This is a genomic window from Streptomyces sp. NBC_00335, from assembly GCF_036127095.1.
Lineage (GTDB): Bacteria > Actinomycetota > Actinomycetes > Streptomycetales > Streptomycetaceae > Streptomyces.
This window is the reverse complement of the sequence record NZ_CP108007.1, coordinates 131,362-148,469: the sequence shown is the minus strand read 5'-3', so window position 1 is coordinate 148,469 and position 17,108 is coordinate 131,362. Positions and strand designations below refer to the sequence as shown.

General features: G+C 72.6%; 16 protein-coding genes. 6 read left to right on the top strand and 10 right to left on the bottom strand.

The window, feature by feature from the left end; translation table 11 throughout:
- The first annotated feature begins 83 nt into the window (after positions 1-83).
- A complete protein-coding gene (locus OHA37_RS40080) occupies positions 84-872 on the top strand; it encodes an MBL fold metallo-hydrolase (protein ID WP_266914394.1) in 789 nt (262 codons plus the stop codon).
- Positions 873-951: 79 nt separating this feature from the next.
- Here OHA37_RS40080 and fabI read toward each other — a convergent pair whose 3' ends face one another.
- From fabI to OHA37_RS40060, 4 genes are all read right to left on the bottom strand, one after another.
- The gene (gene fabI, locus OHA37_RS40075; protein WP_266914393.1) at positions 952-1,791 is read right to left on the bottom strand and encodes an enoyl-ACP reductase FabI; all 840 of its coding nucleotides are present in this window, start codon (positions 1,789-1,791) and stop codon (positions 952-954) included.
- A 4-nt stretch (positions 1,792-1,795) separates the two neighbouring features.
- The gene (locus OHA37_RS40070; protein WP_266914392.1) at positions 1,796-2,500 is read right to left on the bottom strand and encodes a 3-oxoacyl-ACP reductase family protein; all 705 of its coding nucleotides are present in this window, start codon (positions 2,498-2,500) and stop codon (positions 1,796-1,798) included.
- A gap of 48 nt (positions 2,501-2,548) precedes the next feature.
- On the bottom strand, positions 2,549-2,971 hold the full coding sequence (locus tag OHA37_RS40065) for an SgcJ/EcaC family oxidoreductase (RefSeq protein WP_266914391.1): 423 nt from the start codon (positions 2,969-2,971) through the stop codon (positions 2,549-2,551).
- Between the two features lie 226 nt (positions 2,972-3,197).
- A complete protein-coding gene (locus OHA37_RS40060; RefSeq protein WP_323182429.1) occupies positions 3,198-5,423 on the bottom strand; it encodes a molybdopterin-dependent oxidoreductase in 2,226 nt (741 codons plus the stop codon).
- Between the two features lie 303 nt (positions 5,424-5,726).
- Between OHA37_RS40060 and OHA37_RS40055 the strand changes: the two genes are divergently transcribed.
- Entirely contained in the window at positions 5,727-6,416 is a 690-nt protein-coding gene (locus OHA37_RS40055) for a GNAT family N-acetyltransferase (protein ID WP_266914390.1), read from the top strand.
- Here OHA37_RS40055 and OHA37_RS40050 read toward each other — a convergent pair.
- Positions 6,363-7,133 (bottom strand): MerR family transcriptional regulator, encoded by a 771-nt coding sequence (locus OHA37_RS40050; RefSeq protein ID WP_266914389.1) that lies wholly within the window; start codon positions 7,131-7,133, stop codon positions 6,363-6,365. The two genes, OHA37_RS40055 and OHA37_RS40050, sit on opposite strands and share 54 nt — an antisense overlap.
- Positions 7,134-7,359: 226 nt before the next feature.
- Here OHA37_RS40050 and OHA37_RS40045 point away from each other — a divergent pair, with 226 nt between their 5' ends.
- Positions 7,360-8,589, top strand: coding sequence for a serine hydrolase domain-containing protein (locus OHA37_RS40045; protein ID WP_266914388.1), 1,230 nt, complete (start codon positions 7,360-7,362; stop codon positions 8,587-8,589).
- An 18-nt stretch (positions 8,590-8,607) separates the two neighbouring features.
- On the opposite strand, the gene OHA37_RS40040 is transcribed toward OHA37_RS40045, so the two are convergent.
- Positions 8,608-9,396, bottom strand: a complete 789-nt coding sequence (locus OHA37_RS40040; protein WP_266914387.1) for an aminoglycoside N(3)-acetyltransferase — start codon at positions 9,394-9,396, stop codon at positions 8,608-8,610.
- Between the two features lie 249 nt (positions 9,397-9,645).
- Between OHA37_RS40040 and OHA37_RS40035 the strand changes: the two genes are divergently transcribed.
- Positions 9,646-11,442, top strand: a complete 1,797-nt coding sequence (locus tag OHA37_RS40035) for a trypsin-like serine peptidase (protein WP_266914386.1) — start codon at positions 9,646-9,648, stop codon at positions 11,440-11,442.
- Between the two features lie 69 nt (positions 11,443-11,511).
- Here OHA37_RS40035 and OHA37_RS40030 read toward each other — a convergent pair whose 3' ends face one another.
- From OHA37_RS40030 to OHA37_RS40015, 4 genes are all read right to left on the bottom strand, one after another.
- Entirely contained in the window at positions 11,512-12,123 is a 612-nt protein-coding gene (locus OHA37_RS40030) for a sigma-70 family RNA polymerase sigma factor (protein WP_266914385.1), read from the bottom strand.
- Positions 12,124-12,218: 95 nt separating this feature from the next.
- Positions 12,219-12,953, bottom strand: coding sequence for a YcnI family copper-binding membrane protein (locus OHA37_RS40025; RefSeq protein ID WP_266914383.1), 735 nt, complete (start codon positions 12,951-12,953; stop codon positions 12,219-12,221).
- A gap of 306 nt (positions 12,954-13,259) precedes the next feature.
- Entirely contained in the window at positions 13,260-14,315 is a 1,056-nt protein-coding gene (locus OHA37_RS40020; protein ID WP_266914381.1) for a 3-dehydroquinate synthase family protein, read from the bottom strand.
- 61 nt (positions 14,316-14,376) lie between these two features.
- Positions 14,377-15,204: a lantibiotic dehydratase C-terminal domain-containing protein gene (locus OHA37_RS40015; protein ID WP_266914379.1), complete on the bottom strand. Its 828-nt coding sequence runs from the start codon at positions 15,202-15,204 to the stop codon at positions 14,377-14,379.
- Positions 15,205-15,447: 243 nt separating this feature from the next.
- On the opposite strand from OHA37_RS40015, the gene OHA37_RS40010 reads away from it, so the two are divergent.
- Together OHA37_RS40010 and OHA37_RS40005 are read left to right on the top strand one after the other, a co-directional pair.
- Entirely contained in the window at positions 15,448-16,389 is a 942-nt protein-coding gene (locus OHA37_RS40010) for an ROK family protein (protein WP_266914377.1), read from the top strand.
- A complete protein-coding gene (locus tag OHA37_RS40005; protein WP_266914375.1) occupies positions 16,389-17,054 on the top strand; it encodes a hypothetical protein in 666 nt (221 codons plus the stop codon). The genes OHA37_RS40010 and OHA37_RS40005 overlap by 1 nt, the downstream gene beginning before the upstream one ends.
- Positions 17,055-17,108 lie beyond the last annotated feature (54 nt).

Genomic DNA, 17,108 nt, shown 5'->3' with positions numbered 1-17,108 from the left:
GCCCGCCCTCTGCCTCTCCCCTCCGTCTCCCCCTTCGCTTTCCCATCCCACCGTTCGAATCGCACTTTTCGAGGAGCAGTTCCATGACAGAGAACACCGCCGCACAGCTCGCCGTCACCGCGGTGGGCGGCCCCACCGTGGTCATCGACCTGGGCGGGCTGCGGTTCGTGACGGACCCGACCTTCGACACCGCCGGTTCCTCCTACGAGTTGGGCCCGGTGGCTCTGCACAAGGTGGCCGGACCGGCGCTTGACCCCGACCAGCTGGGTACGGTGGCGGCCGTCCTGCTGTCGCACGACCAGCACCCCGACAACCTCGACGGGGCCGGGCGCGCCTTCCTCGAGGAGGTCGCGCTGGTCCTCACCACCGAGCAGTCCGCGGAGCGCGTCGGCGGTACGGGGCTGGCGCCCTGGGCCGAGCACGTACTGGAGCGCCCGGACGGCGGCCGGCTCGTGGTCACCGCGGTGCCGGCGCAGCACGGCCCGGCCGGTACCGAGCCGATGCTGGGCGCCGTCACCGGCTTCCTGCTCACCGGCGAGGGCCTGCCCACCGTGTACGTCAGCGGCGACAACGTCTCCCTGGAGCCGGTGAAGGCCCTCGCGGAGCGGCTCGGCGGGGCCGGCGTCGACCTGGCGGTGCTGCACGTGGGCGCGGCGCAGCTCGCCCCGTTCGGCCCGACGCTGCTGTCGCTGACCTCCGAGCAGGCGGTGGAGGTGGCCGAGCTGCTGGGCGCCCGCAAGGTGCTCGCGGTGCACCAGGACGGCTGGCAGCACTTCACCGAGGGTCAGGACGCCGTCAGCGCCGCCTTCGAGAAGGCGGGCTCGGCCGAGCGCCTGGTGGTTCCCGAGGCGGGCAGCAGCTTCGCGCTCTGACCCCGGGCCGGGAAAGAGGGGGTGCCCCGGGCCGCGCGTGCGGTCCGGGGCACCCCCCTTTCGTGCTGCGGTCTTCTGCTCAGGCGCCCATCGCGTGGTGTCCCCCGTCGACGTGGACGATCTCGCCCGTGGTCGCCGGGAACCAGTCGGAGAGCAGCGCGGCGCAGGCCCGTGCCGTGGGCTCCGTCTCGGTGATGTTCCAGCCCAGGGGTGCCTTCGCCGCCCAGTCGTCCTGGGTGCGGGCCAAGCCCGGGATGGCCTTCCCGGCGGTGGTCCGCAGCGGGCCGGCCGCCACCAGGTTGGACCTGATGCCCAGCGGGCCTGCCTCCCGTGCGAGATAGCGGTTGGCGGACTCCAGGGAGGCCTTGGCCACGCCCATCCAGTCGTACCCCGGCCAGGCCTTCGTGGCGTCGAAGGTGAGGCCGACCACCGAGCCGCCGCTGCCCATCAGGGGCAGCAGCGCCTTGGCGAGGGAGACGTAGGAGTAGGCGGACGTGTGGACGGCGGTGGCCACGTCCTCCCAGGGTGCGGTGAGGAAACCGCCGAGACAGCTCGATGGGGCGAAGGCGATGGAGTGCAGTACTCCGTCGATCCCGCCGAGGTGCTCGCCCACCAGTTCCGGGAGCCGGGCGAGGTGTCCGGGGTCGGTCACGTCCAGTTCCACGACCGGCGGCTTCTCGGGCAGCCGGCGGGAGACCAGTTCGACCAGGGACATCCGGCCGTAGCCGGTGAGGACGATCCGGGCGCCCTGTTCCTGGGCGATCCGGGCGGCGGCGAACGCGATGGACCGCTCGGTGATCACACCGGTGATGACGATCCGTTTGCCGGCGAGCAGGCCGCCGGTGGCGGGCGAGGTCGCGGGCGCGGGCGAGGTCGCGGGCGAGGTCGCGGGCGAGGTCGCGGGAAGGCTGGTGGTCATGGGATCAGTGCCCCATTCCCAGGCCGCCGTCCACGGGCACGACCGCGCCCGTGACGTAGCCGGCCCGCTCCCCCGCGAGCCAGGCCACCGTGTCGGCCACGTCCTCGGGGCGGCCCGCCCGGCCCGCCGGGATCTCCGCCAGGTGCGTGCTCTTGCGGGCTCCGGACAGGGCGGCGGTCATGTCGGTCTCGATCAGGCCGGGTGCCACCACGTTCACGGTGATGCCGGACGTGGCGACCTCGCGGGCGAGCGAGCGTGCCATGCCGACCATGCCGGCCTTGCTGGCGGCGTAGTTGACCTGGCCCTGGTTGCCGCGCAGTCCGGCGACGGAGGACACGAAGACGATCCGCCCCCACCGGCCGCGCAGCATTTTGGGCAGGGCCCGCCGGGCGCAGCGCCAGCCGCCGGTGAGATTGGTGTCGATGACCCGGGAGAATTGCTCTTCCAGCATCCGCAGCATGGGCCGGTCCTCGGTTATCCCGGCATTGGACACGAGAATCTCCACCGGCCCCAGTTCGGCCTCGACCGTGGCGAATGCGGCGTCGATCTGTTCCGGGTCGGCGACATCGCACCGAACGGCGAGGAATTTACCGTCCGGCGGTTCACTCCGGTAGGTGACGGCAACCCGGTCGCCGCGTCCGAGGAATTCCTCGGCAATGGCGAGCCCGATTCCCCTGTTTCCTCCCGTGACCAGCACCGTGCGTGGCAACGAAACTCTCCGTTCCTCTCGATTTCCTCGCGGCAGCCGGCCGGGGGATCAGCCCTGAATGGTGGTGCTCTGGAATTCCTTCATGTAGTAGGCGTTGCCGACGCGGACCGCCGTCCAGGAGACGATGATGCGCTGGCCGATCGGCACCTGCTCCGGCTCGGTGTAGGTGTCACCGGGCTTGAGCAGCCCGCCGAGCCCGTCGATCACGGCCGTGGAGTTGGACAGGCAGCGCACGGTGAGCGGCTTGCCGATCATCCGGGTGCCCGCGAGGGGGCCCGCGAAGGCGCCCTGGTAGAAGGACTGGATCGCCGTCCTGCTGGTGAGGTAGGCGCCATTGCTCGGAATCATGTGCCCGTCCGTCGTGAACTGGGCGGCGACTCCGGCCGCGTCCCCGTTGTTCCAGGCGGCGAAAAGCCGGTGCGGCACATCGGTGATGGCGGTCTGCGTCGGCGAACACACCAGACTGCTCATGGAATCTGTCGTGGGCTCTTCCACGGCATTCGCCGCGGTGGCCACCCCGGCAAGGAGCACCATGGAAACGGCAGGAATCATGATGCGACGGGCAAGACTCACGGAATCTCCCAATGACTGGCGATCGGACTCACTTGGCCAGTCTAGGGACGCGCCGGATGTCTGAAAAGTTTTCCCCCGGGGCGATCAGCAATTCAAATGACGCGGAATGCACGCCATTCGGAGTTCAGCTTTCCGCTTTCCGTCCGGCGGCTTCGTCCGGAAGCCTCTCCAGGCGCACGGGCACCCCGTTGAAGACGGCCGTGCCGGAGAGCGGGTCGACGACCGAGCCGTCGGTGAGCGCGTTCATGCTCACGCCCGGCTGGGTGGCCGCGTGCGCGAGCCGGCTGCCCCGGCGCCCGTGCCCCCAGCCGTACGGGAGGCTCAGCACGCCCTCGCGCAGCCGGTCGGTGGGTTCCACAGGCACCACCACCTCGCCGGTGCGGCTCCGGACCCGGACCAGGTCTCCGGCGGTGACGCCCAGGCGGTCGGCGTCCCCCGTGCTGATCTCCAGGGCGCAGCGGTTGGTGCCGCCGGACAGGCTCGCGATGTTGTGGGACCAGCTGTTGACGGATTTCAGCTGGCGGCGGGAGATGAGCACGAACCCGCCGCCGTCCAGCTCCCGCATCCGCGCGTCGAGCCGGGGCAGGTCCCCGGTGATGGCGGGCGGGCACAGTTCCACGAGCCCGGAGGCGGTCATCACGACCTCTTCGCGGCGGGGCCGCAGCGGCCCGAGGTCGATGCCGTTCGGGGTCTCCTTGAGCAGGGCCAGGTTCAGGCCGTCGGGACGCTTCCCGAACAGGTCGCCGGCGGGTCCGAGCCGGAGCATCAGGTCGAGCCGCCGCTCCAGTGCGCCGTCCCCGGTCAGCTCCCGCTTGAGCGCGGCCGGTTCGCGCCCGTGCAGGGGCGCCCCCGGGCGGCCGGAGGCGGCCCTCAGGGTCAGGTCGGTCAGTGCCTCGTCCACGCTGTCGGGGTCCCCGGCCGCGCTCTTGCCCGAGGCGATGAGGACCAGCCGGGCGAGGATCTCCGCCTCGCTGGGGCGCCCGGGCGCCAGGGTCCGTACGGGCGGGGAGAAGCGGGCGTTGCGGCGGACGGAGCGGCCGGCCAGGACCACGTCGTAGTGGGGTGATTCCAGGGCGCTCGGCGGCGGCAGGATGACGGACGCGTGGCGGGTGGTCTCGTTGAGGTAGGGGTCGACGCAGACCATGAAGTCCAGTCCGGGCAGGGCCCGGTCGAGCCGTTCGCCCTGCGGGGAGGCGAGGACCAGGTTGCCGGCGATGCACAGCAGGGCCCGTACCCGCCCCTCGCCCGGCGTCTCGATCTCGTCCGCGAGGGTCGCGGTGGGCAGCTCGCCGTTGGCTTCCGGCAGTCCGCGGACCCTGCTGTGCCAGCGGCCGGTGCGGAACGGTTCGGCGGGGCGGCGGGTGGCGTGCGGGGCCTCCCCGAAGAGCACTCCGCCGGGGCGGTCGAAGTTCCCGGTGACGATGTTGACCACGTCCACCAGCCAGCTGGTGAGGGTGCCGAACTCCGTGGTGCAGGTGCCCAGTCGCCCGTACACGGCGGCGGTGGGCGCCGCGGCCAGCTCGCGGGCGAGCGTACGGATGGTCCGCGCGGGGATCCCGCAGGCGTCCGCGACGTCTTCGGCGGCGAACCCCTTCACCTGGACGGACAGCTCGTCGAAGCCGGCGAAGCCGGGACCGGGGTCGGTCGCCAGGCCCTCGTCGAACAGCGTGTGCACGATGCCGAGCAGCAGCAGGGCGTCGGTGCCCGGGCGGATCGGGACGTGCTCGTCCGCGAGGTCCGCGGTGCGGGTGCGGCGCGGGTCGACGACGACGAGGCGCCCGCCGCGTGCCCGCAGGGCCTTGAGGCGGCCCGGCAGGTCGGCGACGGTCCACAGGCTGCCGTTGGACTCCATGGGGTTGGCGCCCAGGACCAGCAGGTGGTCGGTGCGGTCGATGTCCGGCAGCGGGAAGGCGAGCGGGTCCCCGTACATCCAGCCGCAGGCCACGCTCTTGGGCATGGTGTCGAGGGTGGTGGAGGAGTAGATGTTGCGCGTGCCGAGCCGTTCGCGCAGGACCAGCATGTAGAGCGGCAGGGCCAGCGTGTGGATGACCGGGTTGCCCATGTAGAGGGCCACGGCGTCCTTGCCGTGCTGCTCCGTCACCCCCCGCAGCCCGCGCTCGACGGCGGCGAAGGCCTCGGCCCAGCCCACCTCGTCGAAACCGCCGTCGGGCCGGCGCACCAGCGGGGCGGTCAGCCGGTCGGGGTCGCTGTCGAACCGGCCCAGGGAGGCGCCCTTCGGGCAGAGGTAGCCCTTGCTGAAGACGTCGTCCCGGTTCCCCTTGACCCGGGTGACGACCTCGTCCGACAGGGTGATGCTCAGCCCGCACGTCGCCTCGCACAACGGGCACACCCGTGTCGCCGTTCGCTCCAACACCGGCCGCCCCCATACCACTTGATCAACTGGGCGCAGTGTAACGACGGGGGTCCGGACTGTCCCGCGTTCTATCTCCCGTCGAGGCCGACGGCCCGGCTCCGGGCGGGGCCCGGCGCGGCGCGGCAGAGGCGTGGTCGGGGAGCTCGGCGGGGGCGTCGACGTCGACGAGGGCCGCGACCGGTTCGGGGTGTTCGGCGGCCAGGTGGCAGCCGTTGATCCCTGCTCCGGCCCCCGCCGAATTCGCGCGACACGGCGAAGCGGCTCTGGAACGCTGCGATCATGACCTTCGTACTCGATGGACCGGTCCTGGACGGCGCGCTCATACGGCTGGAGCCGCTGGAGCACCGCCACGCGGCGGACCTGGCCGTGGCGGCGGAAGAGGACCGCAGCCCCTACGGATTCACGTGGGTACCCACCGCGGACCGGGTCGGGGGGTACATCGACGCCCAGCTCGCCCGTCGCGACGCGGGGAAACTGGCGCCGTACGCGCAGGTGGAGCAGGCGTCCGGGCGGGCGGTCGGGGCCACCGCCTACTGGGACCCCCGGCCGTGGCCGACGACCGGGGAGGGCCTGTACGCGATCGAGGTCGGGTACACCTGGCTCGCGGCTTCGGCCCAGGGCTCGGGGATGAACACCGAGGCCAAGTACCTGCTGTTCCGGCACGCCTTCGAGAACTGGGGCGTGGCCCGGCTCGATCTGAAGACGGACGCCCGCAACGCCCGTTCGCGCGCCGCGATCGAGAGGGCCGGCGCACGCTTCGAGGGCGTGCTCCGCAACTGGTCCCGCTCCTGGGCCCCGGGCGAGGACGGCCTGCTCCGCGACTCCGCGATGTATTCGGTCACCGCGGCGGAATGGCCCGACTGCCGGGCGGGGCTGGAGGCGCGGCTCGCGGGGCTTCTGCGGCCGGCATCGCCGTCACTGGCGCGGGACGGCGATGCCCGCCGCGCGGAGCTTCGCCTCGATCAGTGAGTTCAACCGGGCGATGGACGCCGCCTCCCGGTGGTGGTTGACCATCGCGTACCGGGAGGCGGCGTCGGACCGGTTCCCGAACCCGGTCGGCACGGCCAGCAGCGCACGGTCGGCCAGCAGCTTGCCGGCCAGCGCGGACGCCAGCTCCTCGATCCGCGGGTCGCCGGGATCCCAGGACCTCGCATCCCAGCCGCGCTTGGTCAGCTCGACGGACTCGGGGTCGCGGAGCGAATGTTCGAGCCGGGTCAGGAAGCTGTCGAAGATCTCCGGGACCAGCGCCCCGGCCAGCACCAGGGCTTCGCGTTGACCGGCCACGTACTCGGGGTCGAAGCCGAGTTCACCGAGTCGTTCCAGGACCGCGCAGGCCCGGTCGGGCAGCAGGGCCCGGTCGCCGTGGGCGAGCCGGTGCAGCCTGTCGCGGCGCGCGGTCAGGTCCTCGATCCGTTCGGTGAGCCGGTGGCGGACCTCGTCCAGGGTGGCGGCGAACGTCTCGGGATCGGTGTCGAGCGGGTCTGCGATCTCCGCCAGCGGCACACCGGCCGCGGCCAGGGTCCGGACCTGGACCAGCCGGAACAGCTCGCCCGACCGGTAACGGCGGTAGCCGGAACCGTCGCGTTCCGGCTCGTCGACCAGACCGAGCCGGTGATAGTGCCGCACGGTCTTGATGGTGACGCCGGCGAACGCCGCCGCCTGACCGATCGTGAGTCCCTCTGCCATCGGCTCGGCACACCTCCGGATCGTGGGCGGCAGCGGCCTCGCGGACCGCGACGGCGACGGCCGGGAAGTCCGGACGATCACCGGAGCGAGGATAGCGCGGCAGTGGCTTGACCTTGACCCAGGGTCAAGGCTGCAGGCTCTCCACATGGCCCCTCCGAGGGGCCGGACAGCCACCACGGCCTCCGCGGCCGCCGGGGGAACCCACACCGTGAACAGGGGATTCATCATGAGCACGAGCAACAACAACGGCTTCTCCGACGCAGGTCTGATCCGACTGCGCGAGGTGCTGGCACGGCACGTGGAGTCCAAGAAGATTCCCGGCCTCGTCGCGCTGGTCGGCCGCGGCGGCCGGACGCACGTCGAGGCGATCGGGACGATGCGTCACGACGGCGGCCCGCCGATGCGCCGGGACACGATCTTCCGGATGGCGTCCGCGTCCAAGCCGGTCACGATGGCGGCGGCGATGGTCCTGCTCGACGAGTGCCGGCTGCGGCTGGACGACCCGGTGGACCCGTGGCTGCCCGAACTCGCCGACCGGCAGGTGCTGAGGCGGCCCGACGGACCGCTGGACGACACCGTGCCGGCGCAGCGGCCGATCACCGTACGGGACCTGCTGACCTCCACCTTCGGGCTCGGAGTGGACTTCGAGTCGATGGCTTCCCCGATCCGGGCCGCGACCTTCGAGCGCCTCGACTACAGCGTGGCATCCGGGCCGGCGCCCGGGCCGGACGAGTGGATGCGGCGCCTCGGCGAGCTGCCGCTGCAGTACCAGCCCGGGGTGCGGTGGCAGTACGACCTCAGCAACGAGGTGGTCGGTGTGCTCGTCTCCAGGGTCGCGGGCCGGCCGTTGGAGGCGTTCCTGCGCGAACGCGTCCTCGATCCGCTGGGGATGAAGGACACCGCCTTCCACACGCCCGCAGACAAGATCGACCGCCTGCCGCCCCTGTACGGGCCCGACCCGCAGACCGGCGAGTTCCTCGTGTGGGACGAGGCGGCGGGCGGCAGGGCGAGCACGCCTCCCGCGTTCCAGGGCGCCGGGGGCGGGCTGGTCTCCACCGCCGACGACTACCACGCCTACTTCCGGATGCTGCTGAACCACGGGATGCACGGGAACGAACGGATCCTGTCCCGCGCCGCCGTCGAGCTGATGACCACCAACCGTCTCTCGCCCGGTCAACTGGCCGCCCGGGAAGCCATGTTCTCCCATGTCGCCCACCTGTCCTGCGGCCAGGGCTCGCAGGGCGGCTGGGGCTTCGGGATGGCGGTGCGCACCCATCGCGGGGACCACGCCCCCGCCGGCCAGTTCGGCTGGTTCGGCGGTACGGGCACCAGCGTCTACGCGGACAGGACCAACGAGCTCACCGGAGTGCTGCTCACCCAGGTCGGGCTGTCCACCCCGGATTCTCCGCGCGCCATGAGCGACTTCTGGACCACGCTCTACCAGGCCATCGACTGACGTCGGCGGACGACGGGCTCACGGCCGGTGCGCGGCCAGCCAGCCCTCGGCGTAGGCGACGGCTTCGGCCAGCGCGAACAGCCGGACCTCCGCGCCGCCCACCGTGCCCCGTACCACCGGACGGTCCTCCTCGAAGTCGGCGCCCAGGGCGTCGAAGTCGTCCGAGGAGACCGGCGTATCGCGCACCGTCGTCCAGCGGCGGCCCTGCGGGGTCATGAAGGCGAAGGAGTTGTCCACCTCCGGACCCGGAACCCGGTATTCGGCGAGGTGGAAGGCCGTGCAGGAGTCGAAGCCCGCGCCCAGCAGCAGGATCCGCGCCCCGGCCTCCTCCAGCCGGGCGAGCGGGCTGCGCTCGCCGAGCCGGCATTGCGGCGCGTGGCCGTCCGTGAGGGTGGCGGCGCGCGGGCCCAGCGCGGCGAAGGAGGTCTGCGGATGGCCGCTGCGGATGGCGCCCGGCCAGGTGCGGACGGCCTCCGGGACGGCGCCCATGCCGCGGGTGGGCGTGGTGCGTGCGTCGAAGGGCGGCATCGAGGCACGGATCTGCGCCCACCACGCTTCGGGCACCGGCGGGTTCCCCCAGTCCGCCGGATCGGAGTTGTCGCCGGAGTGCGTCGGGACCACCAGGGTCCCCGTATCCCCGAGGACATCGAGCAGCGCCGTGACCACCGTGGCGGCGCCGCCGCAGACCCAGCCGAGCGAGCTGAGGGAGGAGTGCACGAGCAGGGTCTCGCCTGGGCGCAGGCCGAGCGTGCGCAGCTCGGCGGCGAGCGAGTCGCGCGTACAGAGGGGCCCGGTCTGAAGGTTCATGGACACAAGGGGTCAGTGTCGGGGCCACGGCGCCCCGGCACCACCGGTTTGCCGGACACCGCGGCCCGCCCCGTCGTCGTGGGCGCTTCCCATCGGGGGAATCAGGAGCAGCACCAGCGCGGCGAACGCGCCCGTCCACGTCCCCGGCGTGCTCGTGTGATCTCGTTCTTGTCCGTCGACGGTCGTGCCGGCCGGCTCGGCGCCCGGTGCTCGGACGGGGGCACCTCACGAAGAAGGCGGGCAGGTTCTTTGAGATCCGGATGGTTCACCGCCTGCGCCCTCTCGGCCGCCTGCGTGTGGGCGGCCCTGCCGGGCGCCGCGCCCGCGCCTGCCGCGCCCGCCCCGCCGGCGCCCTTGGGCGGGCTCCGCTCCGCGCAGGCGTACTGGACGGCCGACCGCATGGCCTCGGCCGTGCCCGTCGACGCCGCCCGGAGCCGGGCCGCGGCCACCGCGCACGCGCCCTCGGGTACTGCGACGGGCATCCACTTCGACGGCATGCCGATGGTGGGCACCTTCTTCTACCGGCAGACCGGGATCGGCACGGCGGACACCTCCTGCACCGGCAGCGTCGTACGCAGCAGGGGCAAGAGCATGGTGCTCACAGCGGGGCACTGCGCGGCCGGCATGGGGCGCCCGGAGAACCGCGCCGTCTTCGTGCCGCGCTACCGCCACGGCAAGACCGCCGCCGCCCAGCCGTTCGGCATCTTCCCGGTCAAGGCCGAGGGCGGCGTCTACACGGACCCCCGCTACCGGTCGCACAGCAGGGCCGCCGTGTCCGACCTGGACCTCGCCTTCGTCCTCGTCGAGCCGAACGGCAGGGGACGGATCGAGAAGGTGACCGGGGCGCTGACCTTCACGCCGGTGAGCACGTACGAGCACGAGGTCACCGTGGTCGGCTACCCGTCCGCCTCCCGCGTGAACAAGGACCACAAGCCCGTCCGGTGCGATGTGCCCACCACCCGGCTGAGCGGCTTCCGGCAGCTGCGGATGGTGTGCAAGGGGTTCTACGGCGGTGTGTCCGGCGGCCCCTGGATCAAGGACTACGACCCCGCGCGCCGCACCGGCAAGGTCATCGGCAACACCGGCGGCTACCACGGCGGCGGCAACGACTCCTGGGTGACGTACGCCCCCTTGTACGGCAAGGACGCCCGGGACCTGTACGAGGACGCCGACACGGGCCGCGACCCCGCCGCCCTCTCCCGGCCGCCCTACCGGGGTTCCGGGGACGGCCTCCCGCTGCCCGGCTCCGGGGAGCTGTGGACCCATGCCAGGGCGATGGCCTCCGGCGATTTCACCGGCAGCGGCCGCAGCAGCCTGCTCGTGGTGTGGACGGACGGCGAGGTGACCCTCTTCCCCGGTGACGGCCGGGGCGGCTTCCTGCCGGAGCGCCGCCTCATGGCACCGAACGCGGGCTGGAAGGCGGTCGCCACCATCACCGCGGGCGACTTCACCGGCTCGGACCAGTTCGACCTCATGGTCCGCCGGAAGGACGGCCGGATGACCCTGCACGCCGACGTCGGCTCCCACGGCCTGGGCCGCGTCACCGAGATGGCCCCCTCCGGCTCCGTCTGGAGGCACGCCACCCAGATCGCCGCCGGACGCTTCAACGCCTCCACCTACGTCACCGACCTCGTGGTCCGCTGGTCCGACGGCGAACTCACCCTCCACACCGCCGTGGGCGCGGGCACCTTCGGCCGGGAGCACCGGCTCAAGGGCCCCGGCCCCGCCTGGAAGGGCGCCGCCCTGCTCGCCGCCGGGCAGTTCTCCGGCAACCGGAAGTGGGACCTCATGGTCCGCTGGTCCAACGGCGCGCTCGTCAGCCACACCGGCATCACCACCCGCGGCCTCGGCGGCGCAAGACCCGTCCGCGGCCCGAACCGCACCTGGCCCCACAGCGCCCTCATGACCGCGGGCCGGTACACCGGTGACGGTCTCACCGACGACCTCGTCGTCCGCTGGAGCGACGGCGAGACCAGCCTCTACGAGGACACCCGCACGAACGGTCTCGGCACCGAGCGCATGCTCGTCCCGCCGAGGGCTTCGTAGGGCTGTCGCGCGCGGCTTGCCGCCGGGGCCCCGGAAGCGGAATGGATCATGGCTCCTGCCGGGGCGCCGTCACGGCGCCTCCGCCCAGTCGCCTGCGCCGGCCCGGTGGCCCCGGTGCCCGTCGAGCAGGGTCCGCAGCCGCCTTCGGCCGCGGTGCAGACGGGAGTTGACGGTGCCGCACGGAATGCCGACCAGCTCGGCGATCTGCTCGTACGGCAGTCCCTCGACGTCGGCCAGGTAGACGACGGTCCGGAAGTCGCCCGGGATCGCCCGCAGCGCCTCGCTGATCACGGGGTCTGGTATCCGGTCCATGACCTGGGACTCCGCCGAGAGCAGCCCCCCGAAGGCGCGGGAGGCGGCGCTCGCGAGCTGCCACTCCTCGATGTCCGAGGCGTGCGCGAAGCGCGGACCCGCCTGCCGCTTGCGGTAGTCGGTGCGGAACACGTTGGTGAGGATCCGCAGCAGCCAGGCCCGCAGGTTGGTGCCGGGGCGGAACTGGTGGAAGCTGCGGTACGCCCGGACGTACGTCTCCTGCACCAGGTCCTCGGCATCGGCCGGGTTGCGGGTCAGCCGGGTGGCGTGGGCGTACAGCAGGGGCCGGTAGGCGACGGCGTCCCGCTCGAAGCGGGTCGAGCGCTCTTCGTCCGTCTCCGTGGCGGGAACCGTGGTCGTGTCGGTCATGAGTATCTGCGCTCCTGTACGGGCGGAGCCGGATTCGGCACACCGCGAGATGACATCCGGTTCCGCCTCGGCCCCCTGCACCCCTCGGGCACAGGTCAGGAGGTGCGGCGGCGGGAGGTGACGGCGAAGGCCACGCCGCCGAGTCCGATGACGATGCCGGCGATGCCGAGGGCCCGCGCGGTCGTGTCGGAGCCGCTCTCGGCGGCCGTGTCGTGACCCTCCTGGCCGTCCTTGTGCTCGGCGGCGGAGTTCTTCGCCTCGTCCGCCGGCTTCTTGGCGGCGGCGTCGTGGTGGTCGGCGCCGGCGGCGGTCAGCTTCAGGAGCGGAGCGGGGTTCTCCAGTTCCGCGGCGCCTTCCTTGGGCTCTTCGATCCAGCGGACGATCTCGCCGTTGTCGTAGGTCTGGATCGCCTTGAAGACCATCTGATCGGCGTTGTCGGGCAGCTTGCCGACGGAGACCGGGAACTGCTGGAACTTGCCGGCCTCGATCCTTCCGCCGGTCCAGGTGACCTTGGTGACGGCCTCGTTGATCTGCTTGCCGTGCACGGTGAGCGGCTTGTCGAGCTTGGTCTTCTCCACCTTCACGGTCCAGCCGGGAACGTCCTGCGGCATGACGGAGGACAGCGGCTGGTCGACGGGGAAGTTGACTTCCAGCTGCGTGGTCGAGGCGCCGTCGCGCTCGTTGGGGACCTTGAAGTTGAGCGTCGCGTAGCCGCCCTTGGCGGCCTCTCCGACGGGCTGCACGCCGACATGGGCGAAGGCGGTGCCGGAGAGGACGAGGACGGAACCCGCGGCGAGGGCGGCGGCGAAGGAGACGCGAGAGGTCTTCATGGCAGGAACACTCCACGGAAGCTGTGGTGACGGTGGCTCCGCACGCGGCGCGCACGGAGTTCGCGGCACCGAACGGATGCCGCGCCAGGCTGCGAGGGCGAACACCGTGGGCGGCCCGCGCCTGATCACCGTGTGCTGAAGTGCGTCCCCGCCCGTGCCTGCGGCCCCTCGGTTTTCGACCGAGGGGCCGCAAGCACGGGCAGGCGCGCTCTCAAACCCGAGCCGATCCTCTCCCCCGGGAACCAGCGGCCGTCAACCGCCCGGCAACCCGTCCCCCACCGTCACGCTCCCGCCGTCGGGCGCGCCTCAGCCCTCACGCTCCATCCCCGACAGCACCTCGGCCACCAGGGGCTCCGGAACCCCGGTGACGAGCTCCGCCCCGCGCGGGCCGTCCAGTACGAACGACAGCCCCGTGGTGGCCTTCTTGTCCAGCAGCATCAGGGCGATCAGATCCGCCACCGCCACCCCGGCGGGCAGCCGGTGCGGCAGCCCGTAGGCGAGTACGACGTCGAGGTGCTCGGCGACCCCCGCGGCGTCGATCCGGCCCAGCGCCCCCGCCAGCCGACCCGCGAACACGGTGCCGATGGCCACCGCCTCGCCGTGCCGCAGGGCGTAGTCCGTGGCACGTTCGAGCGCGTGGCCCAGGGTGTGGCCGTAGTTCAGGGTGTGCCGCAGCCCCGAGTCGCGCTCGTCGGCCGCCACGATCCGGGCCTTGCAGGCCACGCTCGCCGCGATCTGCTCGACGAGCGGCAGCCCCCGCAGGTCCCCGGCCCCGATGAAGTTGGCCCGGGCGATCTCCCCGTAGCCGTTCGTCCACTCCCGCTCCGGGAGGGTCCGCAGGAAGTCGGTGTCGCACAGCACCGCGGCGGGCTGCCAGTACTGGCCCACCAGGTTCTTGCCCTGCGGCAGGTTCACCGCGGTCTTCCCGCCGACGCTGGCGTCCACTTGGGCCAGCAGGGTCGTGGGCAGGTGGATCACCGGCAGGCCCCGGTGGTAGAGCGCCGCCGCCAGGCCCACCGAGTCGGTGGTCGTACCGCCGCCGACCGAGACGATGGCGTCCGCGCGGCTGAGCCCGTAGTCGGCGAACGCCCGGCACATGCGGTCCACGGTCGCGAGCGTCTTGTCCACCTCGCCGTCCCGGGCCTCCAGATGGAGGGTGGGCACCCCCGTTTCCGGCAGGGTGTCCCGGGGCCGGGCCGACACCACGGCCACGCGGCGCGCGCCCGTCGCGGCGATGGCATCGGCGAGCAGGTGGCGTACGCCGGAACCGATGTGGACCGGGTACGAACGGTCGCCCAGCTCCACGTCGATCCGCCGACGGGTCTGTGTGTCCGTGGTGGGCACGGCCGTCGCTGCAGTCACTGCAGTCACAGTGAGAGGTCCTTTCCGATCCGGTGTGATGCGGCCCGCGGCCGGCGGCCTTTCAGGCCGACTGGAGCGCGCGGGCTCCGCTGGCGCTGAGCACCTCGGTGACCGGCGCCCCTGCCGCGAGGGCGGCCCGCAGGGCACGCGCGGCCAGGGCACCGGTCTGCACCGGGATGCCCAGGCGGTCATGGGTGAGCTGAACGTGGTCGTAGAGCAGGTAGTTCACCGGCACCCCGCCCTCCTGGGGGTCCTCGATGACCGTCCGCACGGCCGGTACGTAGCGGTCCCACAGCAGGACGTCGCCGGCCAGTGGCCGGACGATCAGGTCGGCGCCGTAGGCGTCCGCCTCCGCGGCGAGCTCCAAGCGCCCGGCCGGCTCCAGCCGGTCGGTGCCGAACTGCCAGAAGTGGAAGAGGAACGCCGCCCGGTCCCCGGGGGCGGTAAGGGCGCTGAGGTGCCACAGGTGCTGGGTCGCCAGCCGCAACTGCTCCGACGCCGCCAGCTCGCCGTCCTGGAGCAGGGTCAGCGCGAACTCGCTGGACTCGGTGGCGAGCTGGTCCGCGACCCGGATGACCTGATGGGTGCCGTACTTGCCGGTGGGCGGCTCGTACCGATCGGTGATCATGGGCCGGTTGTACGCCGCCGTGAGCGAGCGCAGGCGCCGCTCCAGGTCCCGCAGCACCTCCCCGGTGGAGTGGAAGGACAGGGTGAGGTCCGCTCCGGTGCCCGGACCCGGGCGGGTGAACTGCCAGTGCCCCCCGGGGTCCGCGGTCCGCAGACGGCTCACCAGATCGGCGACCGTCGTGGAGACGACCCGGGATACATGATCCTCGGAGCGGCTCCTCATCGGATTCGGCAGGCGGATGAAAAGCCATTGACGGGTCATTGCAGAATCCACCTCGGGGGGAGTTCCGTGAAGTTCCTGGGCCTCGCCGAGGGTAGTTGTCGCGCTTCTTTGTATTTCCGTTCAGTGCCCAATTGGTCACGCCGGGGGGAAACATAGGGATGACATAGGGGGGAGCCCTAGGGCCCTGCCCGGAAAAGCACGCGGCCCTCCCGGATCCTGCCCGGCGGACCCGGTGGTGGCGCGGTTACCGCCCAGTGGTCCGCCCTGCGGAAACTCACGTGAATGAGCGGTATCAAGGGTTACCTCGGGATGGACGTCGGCGGCACCAAAGTCGCCATTCGGGTGGAAGGCGACGGGGCGGAACCGTACGAGACCACCTTCCGATGGCGCACCGACGACGGCGTGCGCGCGGACATGAAGAAGCTCGCCGCGTGCCTGGAGGACCTCCCCGGTCACTGGCCCGGCCCGATCATCGCGGCGGGCATCGCCATGCCCGCCACCCTGGACGGGGACGGCCGGGTGACCGCCTGGCCGAACCGCCCCGGCTGGCGGGGCCTGGACCTGCGCTCCGAGCTCCGCCGGATGCTGCCGGGCACCACGGTGGCCTGCGCGGACGACGGGGATGTCGCCGCCCTCGCCGAAGCCCGGGCCGCGGGCATCGAGGACGTGGTCTACCTGGGGATCGGAACCGGGGTCGGCGGCGGAGTGGTGCTCGGCGGGTCCCTCTGCCCGGGCGCCGAGCGGGGATCCTGCGAGATCGGCCACCTGATCGTCGACCGCTCCGGCACGCGCTGCGACTGCGGCCGCCAGGGCTGCGTTCAGGCCTTCGCCTCCGGACGGGCGATCCTGCGCCGGGCCGCCCGGCTGCGCGGGGAGGAGTACGTGAGCTACGAGGAGCTGCGCGAGGCCTGGCAGGCCGCCGTGCCCTGGGCCGTGCTCGCGGTCGACGAGGCCTGCGCCGCCCTCGCGGCGGCCGCGGTCGGCACCAACGAGCTGTTCCGGCCCAGCGCCGTCATCATCGGCGGCGGTTTCGCCGACGGACTGCCCGGCTTCGTCCCCACCGTCGAGCGCCACACCCGCCGGCTGGCCCGGGCAGGTCATCCCGCGCCCCGCATCCGGCCCGCGTTGCTCGGCGGACTCTCCTCCCTCCACGGTTCGATCCTGCTGGCCCGCGGTGTGACGGCCGGCGCGAGCCCCGCCGACGCGCAGCAGGCGCTGGTCTGATGGCACCGGACTCCGTGACGACGGCGGCCGGGCCGGCCCGCCCCGCCCGCCCGGCCGCCGTCGCCCGCCCGCCGCGCCCGCTCCGCCGGGACCGCCACACGTCCCTCGTCCGCGCCCTGGCCGTGCTCACCACGACCATCGCGGTCCTCGCGGCCATGGCGGGCACCGCGCTGTGGCAGGAGCGCGTGGCTGCCCGCGAAGCGGTCCCCCGCGCGAGCGCCGAGGCCGGAGGTGTGCGGACGCAGGTCCGCCAGGCCGCGTGGTCGACCATGGCCAACCACCACACGGACGACGGCTTCCAGATGCCCTCCTCGATGATGCCGGGCGCGCCGGAAGGCGACGACCAGCGGATCGGAGTGCCCGTCACCCTCGTCAACACCGAGGACGAGCCGACCGGGTTCAGCGTCGCGGAGGAGTTCTTCCTCATCGGGGGCAAGGGCGGCCGGGGCCGTGCGGACGGCGCCGGCAAACCGGTGCCGCTGCACTCCGACACCATCGGCGAGCTGCCCCGGCTGGCCGCCGGGAGCGCCGTACGGGGAGTCCTGTACTTCGACATCGAGCCCCCGGAGCCCGGCGACCCGCCCCTGCGGGTGTTGTGGAAGCGCGACGGCGAAACGCGGCAGCTGACCGTCTCCCTCACCGGCGACCCGGCCCACGGCCACTGAAGCGCCACCCACGGAGCGCCGCCACCGAAGCAACGCGGCCGAACCGCCGCCACC